Source organism: Streptomyces sp. NPDC012508, assembly GCF_042902595.1.
Classification (GTDB): domain Bacteria; phylum Actinomycetota; class Actinomycetes; order Streptomycetales; family Streptomycetaceae; genus Streptomyces.
Genome location: NZ_JBIBEO010000001.1, coordinates 307,154 through 321,117, shown reverse-complemented (window position 1 = coordinate 321,117; position 13,964 = coordinate 307,154). Strand labels below are relative to the sequence as shown.

The 13,964-nt window shown below is 71.8% G+C and carries 8 protein-coding genes and 1 pseudogene; 4 read left to right on the top strand and 5 right to left on the bottom strand.

From position 1 onward, the window contains the following. Nucleotides 1–31: 31 nt before the first annotated feature. The 4 genes and pseudogenes from ACFY8U_RS01200 (at nt 32) to ACFY8U_RS01185 (ending at nt 7,008) form a co-directional block, all read left to right on the top strand. Nucleotides 32–2,853 (top strand): annotated as a pseudogene (locus ACFY8U_RS01200) (hypothetical protein). A gap of 146 nt (nt 2,854–2,999) precedes the next feature. After that, the gene (locus tag ACFY8U_RS01195) at nt 3,000–3,806 is read left to right on the top strand and encodes an N-formylglutamate amidohydrolase (RefSeq protein ID WP_389564031.1); all 807 of its coding nucleotides are present in this window, start codon (nt 3,000–3,002) and stop codon (nt 3,804–3,806) included. A gap of 42 nt (nt 3,807–3,848) precedes the next feature. Next, nucleotides 3,849–5,438, top strand: a complete 1,590-nt coding sequence (locus ACFY8U_RS01190; protein WP_389564028.1) for a molybdopterin-dependent oxidoreductase — start codon at nt 3,849–3,851, stop codon at nt 5,436–5,438. Between the two features lie 124 nt (nt 5,439–5,562). Then, entirely contained in the window at nt 5,563–7,008 is a 1,446-nt protein-coding gene (locus ACFY8U_RS01185; protein ID WP_361431776.1) for a glyceraldehyde-3-phosphate dehydrogenase, read from the top strand. Between the two features lie 78 nt (nt 7,009–7,086). Here the strand turns inward: ACFY8U_RS01185 and ACFY8U_RS01180 are convergent, their stop codons facing one another. The 5 genes from ACFY8U_RS01180 to ACFY8U_RS01160 form a co-directional block, all read right to left on the bottom strand. Further along, complete coding sequence (locus tag ACFY8U_RS01180; protein WP_389564025.1) at nt 7,087–8,883, bottom strand: serine/threonine-protein kinase; 1,797 nt, start codon at nt 8,881–8,883, stop codon at nt 7,087–7,089. Nucleotides 8,884–9,026: 143 nt separating this feature from the next. Next, on the bottom strand, nt 9,027–10,280 hold the full coding sequence (gene mmsB, locus ACFY8U_RS01175; RefSeq protein WP_389564022.1) for a multiple monosaccharide ABC transporter permease: 1,254 nt from the start codon (nt 10,278–10,280) through the stop codon (nt 9,027–9,029). After that, nucleotides 10,277–11,827 carry a multiple monosaccharide ABC transporter ATP-binding protein gene (gene mmsA, locus ACFY8U_RS01170; RefSeq protein ID WP_389564020.1) on the bottom strand — a complete coding sequence of 517 codons (1,551 nt, stop codon included), beginning with the start codon at nt 11,825–11,827 and terminating at the stop codon, nt 10,277–10,279. The genes mmsB and mmsA overlap by 4 nt, the downstream gene beginning before the upstream one ends. A gap of 28 nt (nt 11,828–11,855) precedes the next feature. After that, nucleotides 11,856–12,962, bottom strand: a complete 1,107-nt coding sequence (gene chvE / locus ACFY8U_RS01165; protein ID WP_389564018.1) for a multiple monosaccharide ABC transporter substrate-binding protein — start codon at nt 12,960–12,962, stop codon at nt 11,856–11,858. 4 nt (nt 12,963–12,966) lie between these two features. Further along, nucleotides 12,967–13,953 carry a hypothetical protein gene (locus ACFY8U_RS01160; RefSeq protein ID WP_389564015.1) on the bottom strand — a complete coding sequence of 329 codons (987 nt, stop codon included), beginning with the start codon at nt 13,951–13,953 and terminating at the stop codon, nt 12,967–12,969. Nucleotides 13,954–13,964 lie beyond the last annotated feature (11 nt).

The following is a 13,964-nucleotide window of genomic DNA, read 5'->3' as shown; positions in this document are numbered from 1 at the left end:
CGCGACACAACCGATCGTGAGGAAGACCGCTTTGATACGTGTCACACGTGCGGTGACCGCGGCTTTGGCCTTACTGGCGCTGACCGCGGCGTCGCCCGGAACGGCGTTCGCCGAACCGTCCCCCGGCCCCCTGGCCGGGCGGGGAGCCCGGGACAGCAGGTGAGGGACGGCGACGAGGGGAAGCTCCCGGAGGGCTGGCGCCTCACCGGCAAGGGCGCCGGCCGCGAACTCGTCTGGACGCCCACCGACCCCGTGCCCATGGGCGACGCCCGCGTCGAGTTCTTCGCCGGGAACCGGCTGCTCGGCATCCCCGTGCCCGCCGCCGACGGAAAGGCGTACCGGCTCAGGGCCGACGGCCTGCGGCTCGGCTCCCCGGGGGACTTGAAGGTGCTGGCCGGCGGGCGCCGGCTTGACGCCGAGGCCGACGCCTCCACGGAGTCCTCCCAGGGCCGGCCCCCCGCGGCCGCGGCCCGGAAGGGAACGGTGCTGCCGCTGAACCCGGTCGACCCCGGAGTCCCGGGGAGCTACCGCTCCGTCAGCGGTGAATACGACCTGAAATCCATCCGGTTGCCCGGATACGCCGAGCCCATCGAGATGCGCGCCATGGTCGTCGGACCTGCCGACGCGCCGGGGAAGCGGCCGCTCGCGCTCTTCCTCCACGGCCGCCACGGCACCTGCTACGGCGACGGCGACGACGCGACCGGCCAGTGGCCCTGCCCCACGGGCACCAAGCCGGTACCGAGCCACAAGGGCTATCTGCGCGCCCAGAAGCTGCTGGCCTCCCAGGGCTATGTGACGGTCTCGATCTCCGCCAACGGCATCAACGGCCAGGACTACCTCGCCGACGACGCCGGAGCGCAGGCCCGCTCCTCCCTGGTACGCCAGCACCTCGCCCGCTGGGCCGACTGGTCGGCCGACCGGTCCGGCGCGCCGTCCGCCGTACGCGCCGCCTCGCCGGCCGATCTCTCGCGCGTGCTGCTCGTCGGCCACTCCCGGGGCGGCGAGGGCGTCAACCGCGCCGCGCTCGACAGCATCCACCGGCCGCCCGCCGACCAGGACGGCTACCAGGGCCCCGTGCGGTGGACCATCCAGGGCAACGTCCTGATCGGTCCCACGATCTTCGGCCAGAACCCGGCCCCCGACGTGCCCTCGCTGACCATGCTGCCCGGCTGCGACGGCGACGTCTCGGACCTCCAGGGGCAGATCTACGTCGACGGCACGCGCGGTGTGAGCCGCGGCGCCGCGCTCCAGAGCGCGGTGTACATGGTCGGCGCCAACCACAACTTCTTCAACAGCGAGTGGACTCCGGGCCAGGCCGAGGCGCCCGCGTTCGACGACTTCTACGAGGGCGACACCCCCGACCCCGTGTGCTCGCCGGGCAAGGGGACCCGGCTGACGGCCTCGCAGCAGCAGGCCGCGGGGGCCACCTACATCGCCGCGGCGGCCCACCTGTTCGTCGCCGGCGACGACCGCGTCCGTCCGCTCCTCGACGGCACCGGCCGGCGCGCCCAGTCGGCCGGCCCCGCCCGTGTCCTCAGTCACGCCGTCGGCGCGCACCGCACGCCCGGGTTCCTGCCCGGCCCCTCGACCGCCGTGACCGGCGGCCGGGTCTGCGCGCAGATCGACCCGGACCCGAAGCGCGCCTGCCTGTCGCCCGACGGACCCGGCCGGTCGCCGCACTTCGCCTCCTGGGAGGCATCGCCCGAGCCGGGACGCGACGCCGTCGCGTTCACGTGGCCCGCCGGCCGTACCGGCTCCCCGGTGACGGTCCGTTCCCTCCAGTCCGTCTCCCTGAAGGGCTCCGAGGCCCTGGCGCTGCGCGTCATCGTGCCGCCCAACGCCGCCGGTACCCGCCTGGACGTCACGCTCGTCGACGCCTCCGGCCGCCGGGCGCACCTGGGCCGGGCCCAGGCCGACGGACTCCCCGGCAGTGAGCGGACCGCGTCCCACTGGGCCCGCGAGGTCCGTGTCCCGCTGGCCCCCGCCGCTCGCGGCGGCCTCGACCTGACGCGGATCACGACCCTCGAACTGACCCCGCGCGGCGGCTCCGGAAGCGCCTGGCTGATGGACGCCTGGGGCTGGCGCCCCGGCACTCCCGCGGCCGGCCCGACGACCGCCATGCCCCGTGTCGACATCGGCCGGCTGACCGTCGACGAGGGCGACTCCGGGGTCCGTACCTATCGGGTCCCGGTCCACGTCTCGGGCCAGGGCAGCGGCCAGGTCCGCGTCTTCGTCCCCGAGCCGGGCACGGACGAGAGCACCTCCCGGATCGTGACGGTACGCCCCGGCAGCCAGGACATCGACGTGCCGGTGGAGGTGCGGGGCAACACCCGTTACGGCTACGACTTCTCGCAGGACGTGTCCGTGAAGGCGGTACGCGGTGTGGCCGTCGGCTCGCACCGGGGCGGGGTGACCGCGCGGAACGACGACGCGATGCCCACGGCGACGCTGACCCCGGTCGCGGCCGATGTCACCGAGGGCAAGCCGCTGACCTGGCGGCTGACCCTCTCCGAGGCCGCCGACGTGGAGATCGGCGGCTCGCTCTCCCTCCTGCCGGTCGCCGGCGGCGCCGAGCTGTCCACCGCGGATGTCGGACGGAGCTGGCTGGAGGAGCACTTCGGCGAGCCTCCGGCCCGGCCGGTGCCGCTCTCGGGGCTGTGGGGCGGCGAGGACCCGTCCTTCTCGGTGTACGTGCCCGCCGGGCGGACGAGCGCCGAGGTGCAGGTTCCGACGGTCGCGGACACGGTGCGTGAACCGACCGAGTACCTGCGGACCCGGCTGATCACGTACGACGCGGACTGGGAACCGCACGAGGGCCCGGAGTTCAAGGGCTCGGTGCGGGACGCCGCGTAAGGCGTGGCCGACCCGACGGACCGGACGGCGTGCCCGCGGCTCAGCGGCCGCGGCCGTCGTCCGGTCCGGCGGGGTGACCCGGTGACCGGGCTCATGCTGGTACCGGAAAGCCACAGGCCGACGCCGTCGTACAGCGAGGAACGCCCATGACCGACACTTCGCACTCCTTCCAGCTCCTCCCCGGAGCTCCGGACTCCCCGGTACTCCTGCATGTGCCGCACTCCTCCCGTGAGCTGCCGCCGGACGTCCGCGACGGCATCGTGCTCGGGGACGAGGAACTCGCGCGCGAGCTGGACCACATCACCGACTCCCACACCGCCGAGATCGCCGCCGTCGCGGCGCGGACCGCGGCCGTGACGCCCTGGCGGTTCGTCAACCGGCTCTCGCGGCTGGTCGTCGACCCCGAGCGCTTCCCCGACGAGCGCGAGGAGATGCGCGCGGTCGGCATGGGCGCGGTCTACACCCGCACCACGCACCGCGCCGAGCTCCGGCCGGACGCGTTCGACGCGCAGCCCCTCCTGGACCGGTACTTCACGCCGTACGCCCGGGCCATGACGGCCGCCGTGGAGGAGCGGCTCGCGGCGGCCGGCCGCGTCGTGATCATCGACGTGCACTCGTACCCGACCGAAGCCCTGCCCTACGAGCTGCACGGCGACGGTCACCGCCCGCCGATCTGCCTCGGGACGGACTCCTTCCACACACCGCCCGCGCTGGTGGACACGGCACGGAAGGCGTTCGCCTCGTTCGGCGGGATCGGCACGGACAGCCCCTTCGCGGGAACGTACGTACCGCTCGACCACTACGGGCGTGATCCGCGCGTCACCGCCCTGATGATCGAGATCCGCCGCGACGTCTACATGGCGGAGCCCGGCGGCCCCGCAGGTCCCGGTCTCGACGCGCTCGGCACCGCCCTGGCGGCCCTGGTCGAAGAGGCGGGGGCGGCGCGCGGCTGAAATGTCCCGCGCGACGGCCGTCTCCCGCCGATGCTGGGACGCATGAACGCCACCAGCTCCCCCCGGCCGCCGGCCCGCACGGACCGGCTCCTCGCCGCGCTCGGCGGGGTCCTCTCCGGCTATGTCGCCCTGGCCGTGGCCGACCTCGTCGCCGGCTGGATCCGCCCCGAGGCGGGCCCGGTCACGGCCGTCGGTGACGTCCTCGTCGACCGGACGCCGACCGCGGTCGAGCAGTGGGCGATCCGTACCTTCGGCGAGAGCGACAAGGCCGTCCTCCTGCTGGGCATCCTGCTCGTCCTCGCCCTGATCGCCGCCGCCCTGGGGCTGCTCGCCCTGCGCCGGCGTCCGGCCGCTGCCGCCGGCGTCCTCGGCTTCGGCCTCCTCGGCGCCCTCGCGGCCGTGAGCCGGCCCGACTCGGAATCCGCCCTCGACGCCGTGCCCTCGCTCGTCGGGGCGGCGGCCGGTGCCGTCCTGCTGTACGCCCTCGTCGGCAGGCTGCTCGCCCCGGACTCCGGGGACCTGCCCGACGGGGCCGCCCGGGCGGACCGCAGGAGCTTCCTCGTCGTCGCCGCCGCGACGGGCCTCGCGGCGACCGCCGCCGCCGCGCTCGGCCGGGCCGCCGGTTCGGCCGGCGAGAGCGCCACGGCGTCCCGTGCCGCACTGCGGCTGCCCAAGCCGGCCTCGCCCGCGCCGGCCGTGCCCGCCGGGGCGCAGCTCGACGTCCCGGGCATCGGCCCCTTCACCACCCCGAACCGGGACTTCTTCCGGGTCGACACCGCGCTCGTCGTTCCCGGGGTCGACGCCGACGGCTGGCGCCTGCGCATCCACGGGGCGGGGGTGCGCCGTGAACTCTCCCTCACGCTGCACGAACTGATGTCCCGTACGGTCGTGGAGCGGGACATCACCCTCGCCTGCGTCTCCAACGAGGTCGGCGGAGACCTCGTCGGCAACGCCCGGTGGCTCGGCGTACGCCTCGCCGATCTGCTCCGCGAGGCGGGAGTGCGCCCGCCCTCCGAAGGCGGGCCCGCCGACCAGCTCGTGGCCCGTTCCGTCGACGGCATGACCATCGGCACCCCCGTCGAGGACGTCATGGACGGCCGCGACGCCCTGCTCGCCTTCGGCATGAACGGCGAGCCCCTGCCCCTGGACCACGGCTTTCCGGTCCGCATGATCGTCCCGGGACTGTACGGCTACGTCTCCGCCTGCAAATGGATCGAGTCCATCGAGCTGACCACCTTCGACGCCTACGACGCCTACTGGGTCCCGCGCGGCTGGGCGGCCCGGGCGCCGGTCAAGACACAGTCCCGGATCGACACCCCCCGGGCGCTCGCCCGGCCCCGCGCGGGCACGGTCATGATCGCCGGGGTGGCGTGGGCCCCGCACCGCGGCATCGCGCGCGTGGAGGTCAGGGTCGACGACGGACCCTGGGAGGTGGCGCGGCTCGGCGCGGAGGACAGCCAGGACACCTGGCGTCAGTGGGTCCACCCCTGGCAGGCCGCTCCCGGCCGCCACACCCTCACGGTCCGGGCCACCGACGGCACCGGCGCGACCCAGCCCGAGGCGCGCACCGACACCATGCCGGACGGGGCCACGGGCCGGCACTCGGTCGTGGTGACCGTCGAGGAGTCCTGAGCCGGGCGGAGCCCCCGGACAGCCCTCGGACAGCTCCCGGGAACGGCCCACGGGAGGGGGTCGAGAAAGATCAAAAGTTCGACGGGTTAGCATATGAGCACCGCCTAGCTCGAAAGATGAACTCGTGACTGTCAATGACGACTCGTTCACCAGCTGGAAGAACCGCGAGGAGATCGCGGAGTCGATGATTCCGATCATCGGGAAGTTGCACCGGGAGCGGGACGTCACGGTCCTGGTCCACAGCCGATCCTTGGTGAACAAGTCGGTTGTCAGCATCCTCAAGACTCACCGGTTCGCCCGCCAGATCGCCGGCGAGGAGCTCTCGGTCACCGAGACGCTGCCGTTCCTGCAGGCGCTCACCACGCTCGACCTCGGCCCGTCGCAGATCGACATCGCGCTGCTCGCCGAGGCCTACAAGAGCGACGACCGGGGCCTCTCGGTGGAGGAATTCACCGCCTCCGCGGTCGCCGGTGCCACGGGTGCCGACAAGATCGAGCGCCGCGACGGCCGCGACGTCGTCCTTTACGGCTTCGGCCGCATCGGCCGCCTCGTCGCCCGCCTGCTCATCGAGAAGGCCGGCTCCGGCAACGGTCTGCGTCTGCGCGCCATCGTCGTCCGCCAGGGCGGTGACCAGGACATCGTCAAGCGCGCCTCCCTGCTCCGCCGCGACTCGATCCACGGCCAGTTCCAGGGCACGATCACGGTGGACGAGGCGACCAGCACGATCGTCGCCAACGGCAACACCATCAAGGTGATCTACGCGAACGACCCGTCCGAGGTCGACTACACGGCGTACGGCATCAAGGACGCCATCCTCATCGACAACACGGGCAAGTGGCGCGACCGCGAGGGCCTCTCCAAGCACCTGCGCCCCGGCATCGACAAGGTCGTCCTGACGGCCCCGGGCAAGGGCGACGTCCCGAACATCGTCCACGGCGTCAACCACGACACGATCAAGCCGGACGAGCAGATCCTCTCCTGCGCCTCCTGCACCACCAACGCGATCGTCCCGCCGCTGAAGGCGATGGACGACGAGTACGGCGTGCTGCGCGGCCACGTGGAGACCGTCCACTCGTTCACCAACGACCAGAACCTTCTGGACAACTACCACAAGGCCGACCGTCGTGGCCGCTCCGCGCCGCTGAACATGGTCATCACCGAGACCGGTGCCGCCTCCGCCGTCGCCAAGGCGCTGCCGGACCTCAAGGCGCCGATCACCGGCAGCTCGATCCGCGTCCCCGTCCCGGACGTCTCGATCGCCATCCTCAGCCTGCGCCTGGGCCGTGAGACCACCCGCGAGGAGGTCCTCGACCACCTCCGCGACGTCTCGCTGCACTCGCCGCTGAAGCGCCAGATCGACTTCACCACCGCGCCCGACGCCGTCTCCATGGACTTCGTCGGCTCGCGCCACGCCTCGATCGTCGACGCCGGCGCGACCAAGGTCGACGGCGACAACGCGATCCTCTACCTGTGGTACGACAACGAGTTCGGCTACTCGTGCCAGGTCATCCGGGTCGTCCAGCACGTCTCGGGCGTCGAGTACCCGACGTACCCCGCCCCGGCGGTCTGATCCGGACGCACCGGCGCACGCGCACAAGAACCGAGGCCCCCGCCGTTCCCGGCGGGGGCCTCGGCCTTTCCCGGCTGCCTACGCGGCGTTGCGCCAGACGGTCAGGTCCAGGGTCATGTAGGTGCTCGGCGAGTCCTCGGACGAGAAGCCGCGGACCGTGACCAGGCCGATGTGGCCCGTACCCGTGGTGACGCAGACCTGGCGGCCCTGGGACAGCTTGTCCACATAGACGTTGGTCGTGTAGCGGGTGTCGGCGCGGCAGGCGGCGAGCGAGCCCTCCTGGCCCGCGTCGAGCAGCACGAGGCTGCCGCCGGTGGTCTCGGAGTCGAGGTAGCCGCCGGTGTCGTACGAGAGTTCGTACCCGCCGTCCTCGCCCTGCTGCGGCCGGACCTCGGCGTCCCCGAGGGTCAGGTGGTAGCCGGCGGTGAGGTCGATCCCCTTGAAGACGGAGGCCTCCGGCTCGGGCTTGGTGCTCGGTGACGGGCTCGTCGACGCGCCGGGGGTCGTACCCCCGCCCTCGCCGCCGCCACCGTCGCTCCCGGAGCCGCTCCGGTCGCCCTTCCGGTCGCCCTGCGAGCCGCTGCCCTGCGTCTGCTCGTCCTTGTCCTTGAGCAGCAGATACGCCGTGCCACCGCCGGCGACACCGAAGACCAGCGCGGCCGCGAGCGCGATGAGCAGACCGCGCTTGCCGGAACGGGCGGGGCGCGGCTGCTGGTACGCGTGGTTCTGCGGGCCGAACGGTCCCGGAGCGGGGGTGTGTATCGGCACCGGCGCACCCGGAGGCGGCGTCGGGGAGGCCGGCATCGTCGGCGAGTACGCGCCGGCCGGACCGGACGGCATCGGCGGGCGGCCGGGGACGGAACCGGCCGGTGCCGTGGGCGGGTAGCCGGGGACCGGGGCGGCGTGAGCCGTGGGGGTGTATCCCGGGGGCGGCGGAGTCCGCTCGGGCGCGGGACCCGCCGTGCGTACGGTGATGTCGGCGGCCACCGAGCTCGGCAGCCAGTCCTCGGGGCGCCGCAGCACCGTCTCCGCGTTGGCGGACTGGCACAGGGCGATGGTCTCCGCGATCGACGGCCGCGCCTCGGGGTCCTTGGCGAGCGCCCGCGTCACCAGTTCCGTCAGCCGTTCGGGGACCCGCGACAGGTCGGGCTCCTCGTGGACGATCCGGTAGAGGACACCGTGCGAGGTCCCCTCGCCGAACGCGGGCGTACCCGTCGCCGCGTAGGCGGCGACCTGGCCGAGGGCGAAGATGTCGGTGGCCGCCGTCACCCGGCTGCCCGCCGCCTGTTCCGGTGCCATGAACGACGGCGTGCCGATGGTGACGCCACTGCCCGTCAGGGAGGTGGCGTCGGCCGCGTAGGCGATGCCGAAGTCGATGACGCGGGGTCCGTCCGCCGCGAGCAGGACGTTCGAGGGCTTGAGGTCGCGGTGCACGATCCCCGCGCCGTGGATGACGTGCAGCGCCTCCGCCATCCCGGCGACCAGCAGCAGCACCGTCTCGACGGGCAGGGCGCCGTGGGCGACGACGGCGTCGGCGAGCGAGGGTCCCGGCACATACGCCGTCGCCAGCCACGGGCGCTGCCCCTCGGTGTCCGCGTCGATGACCGGCGCCGTGAACAGCCCCTGCACCCGCTGCGCCGACTGCACCTCCTGCGCGAACCGGCGCCGGAACTCGGGGTCGTCGCCGAACTCGGGACGGATCACCTTGATGGCGACCGCCCGCCCGCCGGGTGTGTACGAGAGGTACACCCTGCCCATGCCGCCCGCGCCGAGCTTCGCCGCCAGCCGGTAACCGGCCACGTGGGTCGGGTCGTCCGCGGCCAGGGGCTGGAAGATCTGAGGGGCGCTGCCTCGCCCCGGCTGCTGACCGCTCATCAACTCACGTCTCCCACCAAGGAACTCCGATGCCGACGGGCACCCTATCCAAGCGAGGGAGCTCGCCCGCCCCGTCGGCCGAGGCCCTTGTGAGGATGACGGAAAGGCCGTCGACCGCCGCGGTGCGGCCGACGGCCCCCGGGCTAGGAACCGACCTTGCGCTTGTTCCACACGTCGAAGCCGACCGCCGCGAGCAGCACCAGACCCTTGATCACCTGCTGCCAGTCCGTACCGATCCCGACGAGGTTCATGCCGTTGTTGAGCACCCCGAGGACCAGACCGCCGATGATCGCGCCCAGGACCGTGCCCACCCCGCCGCTCATCGACGCGCCGCCGATGAACGAGGCGGCGATCGCCTCCAGTTCGAAGTTGATGCCTGCCTTGGGCGAGGCGGCGTTGAACCGGGCGGCGAAGACCAGACCGGCGAGCGCGGCGAGCACCCCCATGTTCAGGAAGACCAGGAACGTGACCTTCTTGTCCCGCACACCCGAGAGCTTGGCGGCCGGCAGATTGCCGCCGATCGCGTACACATGGCGTCCCACGATCGCGTTCCGCATGACATAGCCGAAGCCGACCAGGAGCGCCGCCAGGATCAGGAGCACCACCGGCGCTCCCTTGTAGCTGGCGAGCAGCAGGGTGAAGACCATGACCGTGGCGACGAGCGCCGTCAGCTTCACGGCGAACAGGCCGACGGGCGCGACCTCCAGGGCGTACTCCCGCTGACGACGGCGGTCCCGCACCTCCTGCCACACGACGAAGACCATGAGGGCCAGGCCGAGCAGCAGCGTCAGATTGTGGTAGTCGGTGCTCGGGCCGACTTCCGGCAGGAAGCCGTTGGAGACCGTCTGGAGCCCGTCGGGGAAGGGCCCGATCGTCTGTCCCTTGAGGAAGATCTCGGTGAGGCCGCGGAAGAGGAGCATTCCGGCGAGGGTGACGATGAACGACGGAATGCCGAGATACGCGATGAAGAATCCCTGCATCGCCCCCGCCGCCGCGCCGAGCAGCAGCACGAGCACCACCGCCAGCGGCCACGCCATCCGGTGCTCGACCATCAGCACGGCGGCCACCGCGCCGACGAAGGCGGTGAGCGAGCCCACGGACAGGTCGATGTGGCCCGAGATGATGACGATCATCATGCCGATCGCCAGGATCAGGATGTAGCTGTTCTGCAGGACCAGATTGGAGACGTTGCGCGGCAGCAGCAGATCGCCGCCCGTCCAGACCGCGAACAGGGCCACGATCAGCCCGAGCGCGATCAGCATGCCGTACTGCCGCATGTTGCCCCGCAGTCCGTCGAGGATCAGCCGGCCGACGCCGGGCCGGCCCCCGGCGGGTGGGCCCGACGGGGTCTTCCCCGTGTCGTCGGCCTGGGTCCCGGCCGTCAGATCGGTGCTCATGCGTGCTGCCTCCTGTCCTTCGTCATGTGCCGCATCAGCAGCTCCTGGGTCGCCTCGGCGCGGGACACCTCACCTGTGAGCCGGCCCGCCGCCATGGTGTAGACGCGGTCGCACATGCCGAGCAGCTCGGGGAGTTCCGAGGAGATGAAGAGGACCGCCTTTCCCTCGGCGGCCAGCCGGTCGATGACCGTGTAGATCTCGTACTTGGCGCCCACGTCGATCCCGCGGGTCGGCTCGTCCAGGATCAGGACGTCGGGTCCTGCGAAGATCCATTTGCTGAGGACGACCTTCTGCTGGTTGCCCCCCGACAGCCGGCCGACCGGCTCGAAGACCGTCGGCGCCTTGATGTTCATCGACCGGCGGAAGCCCTTGGAGACCTTGGCCTCCTCGTGCTCGTCGACGATGCCGCGCCGGGCGACCTTGGACAGCGCGCTCAGGGAGACGTTGCGGTTGATGGTGTCGATCAGGTTGAGGCCGTAGTGCTTGCGGTCCTCGGTGACGTACGCGATGCCGTGCCCGACCGCCTCGGGGACCGTACGCGTACGGATCTCCACGCCGTCCTTGAGGACCGTACCGCCGCCGTACCGCCCGTAGCTGCGGCCGAAGACGCTCATCGCCAGTTCGGTGCGGCCCGCGCCCATCAGCCCCGCGATCCCGACGATCTCGCCGCGCCGGACGCTCAGCGAGACGCCGTCGACGACCTTGCGGTGCTGGTCGATCGGGTGGTGCACGGTCCAGTCCCGGATCTCCAGCGCGGGCGCCGCGCCCCGCTCCGGCTCGTGCGGCGTCCGCTCGGGGAAGCGGTGGTCCAGATCGCGGCCCACCATGCCCCGGATGATCCGCTCCTCGGTGGTCTCCGGCGCCTTCACGTCGAGGGTCTCGATCGACCGGCCGTCCCGCAGGATCGTCACCGAGTCCGCCACCCTGGCGATCTCGTTGAGCTTGTGCGAGATGATGATCGACGTGATGCCCTGACCCTTCAGCTCCTCGATGAGATCGAGGAGCTTGCCGCTGTCCTCGTCGTTGAGCGCGGCCGTCGGCTCGTCGAGGATCAGCAGCTTCACCTCCTTGGCGAGCGCCTTGGCGATCTCCACCAACTGCTGTTTGCCCACGCCGATGTCGGCGACCCGGGTCTGCGGATGGTCGTCCAGACCCACCCGGCGCAGCAGCTCCGCAGCGTGCCGCAGGGTGCGGTCCCAGCTGATCACGCCACGGGTGGCGTGCTCGTTGCCGAGGAAGATGTTCTCCGCGAGCGAGAGGTACGGCACCAGAGCCAGCTCCTGGTGGATGATCACGATGCCGCGCTTCTCGCTCGCCCCGATGTCCCTGAACAGGCAGGGCTCACCCTGGAAGAGCACCTCCCCCTCGTAACTGCCGTGCGGATGAACGCCGCTGAGGATCTTCATCAGCGTCGACTTGCCCGCTCCGTTCTCCCCGCAGACGGCGTGGACCTCGCCCGCCCGGACGGTCAGGGAGACGTCCGACAGCGCCGTCACGCCGGGAAAGGTCTTGATGATCGAGCGCATGTCCAGGACGGGTCCCGCCATGGCACACCCACCCCTCTCCGGTCGAGGTCTAGTTGAGGTCGCTCGCCTTGATGTAGCCGGAATCGACCAGCACACCCTGGTAGTTGGACTTGTCGACGCTCACCGGGTCGAGCAGGAAGGCCGGGACGACCTTCTTCTCGTTGTCGTACGTCGTGGTGTCGTTGACCTCGGGCTTCTTGCCCTCGAAGAGCGCGTCGACCATCTGCGCGGCGACCTTGGCCAGTTCGCGCGTGTCCTTGTAGACCGTCTGGGTCTGCTCTCCCGCGATGATCGACTTCACCGAGGCGACCTCGGCGTCCTGCCCGGTCACGACGGGCAGCGGCTTGCTCGCGCTGCCGTAGTCGTCCGACTTCAGGGCGGACAGGATGCCGATGGAGATGCCGTCGTACGGCGAGAGGACCGCGTCCACCCGCTCCTTCGCGTACGAGGAGGTGAGCAGGTCGTCCATGCGCTTCTGGGCCTGGCCGCCGTCCCAGCGCAGCGTGGTCACCTGGTTGAGCCGGGTCTGGCCGGACCTCACGACCAGCTGCTTCTTGTCGATGTACGGCTGGAGGACGTTCATGGCGCCCTGGAAGAAGTAGCGGGTGTTGTTGTCGTCGTTCGAGCCGGCGAACAGCTCGATGTTGAAGGGGCCCTTCTTGCTGCCGTCCTTCAGCCCGAGCTTCTCGACGAGATAGCCGCCCTGAAGCTCGCCGACCTTCTCGTTGTCGAAGGACGCGTAGTAGTCGACGTTCGGCGAGCCGAGGATGAGCCGGTCGTAGGAGATCACCGGGATCTTCGCGTCCGCCGCCTGCTGGAGCACATTGGCGAGCGCCCGGCCGTCGATGGCCGCGACCACCAGGGCGTCGACGCCCTGGGTGATCATGTTCTCGATCTGCGAGACCTGCTGGTCCGGGTCGTCCTCGCCGTACTGGAGCGTCGTCCGGTAGCCGTACTTCTCCAGGCTGCTCACCATGTTCCTGCCGTCGGCGATCCAGCGCTCGGAGGATTTGGTGGGCATCGCGATGCCCACCGTCAGCTCCTCGGCGCCCTTCTCCTCCTTGGCGCCGCCCGCGCCGCTCTGGCCGCAGGCGGAGAGGACGACGGCGAGAGCGGTCGCGAGGACGGTGGCGGTGGCGGCACTGCGGATACGCATGTCATCAGTCCTTGTCGGTGTGGTGGATCGGGTCGGGGAAGCGGTGCAGCGGGCCGGGCAGCCGCGAGCCGAGCGGGGACATCCCGCCGTCCGCGCCGTGCCGGGCCAGCAGATCGAGGGCGAGCCGGCCGCGGCGTACGCGCTCGCGGGCGGTGGCGAGCACGGTCTCGCGCAGATGCAGGCCGGAGGGATAGAGCGAAGGCGCCTTCGACAGACCGAACTTGAGGTACAGCGGGGCGCCGCGGCGGATCAGCTCGGCGACCTCGTACATCCGGACGTAACCGCCCAGGTCGTCGGGCGCCTCGATGTACATGTCCATCGGCGCGGCGCTCACCCGCCGGATCTCGGTGAGATGGGCGAGCGGCAGATCGCTCGGCACGTTCACCGAGTCGGCGCCCAGGCGCTCATGGACGGCGTACGCGGCGGGGTTCACGGGGCCGATCAGCGCCGAGACCTTCAGGGTGGTGTCGGCGGGGATCACCCCGTGGCGCCGGGCCTGGTGCAGCGTCCACAGCACGCCCTCGTCCGCCACCAGCAGGCACCGGACACCGAGTTCGGTGGCGCGGACGGCGTCCTCCACACAGCCGGCGACGGCGTCATGGCCACGGGCGCGCAGGCCGCCGCCCCGGGAGTCGCTGCGGACGGAGCCGCCGATGTCCCAGGTGCCGCGGGGGCCGGTGAAGAGGCAGAGTTCGACGGAGCGTTCGGCGGCCGCCCGCACCATCGCGGTGATCTCGCCGTCCGTGAGCATCCAGACGCCGCTGCCCTGGCTGACCCGGTGGACCGGCACGTCGAGCCGCGCGGACTCCTCCAGGACCGCCTCCAGCGCGTCGGGTCCTTCCACGGACGGCACCTCGGTCCGCCAGGTGCCGCCGTCCGGGAAGGAGTGCGGGGAGGTGTCGGCGGGGGAGAGGGCGGGGGAGCCGAGCCCGAGGACGGCGAGGGCGTGTTCGCCGGGGCGGCGGGGCGCGGAAGGCGGAGCGTCGGTCACGAGCGGTCCTC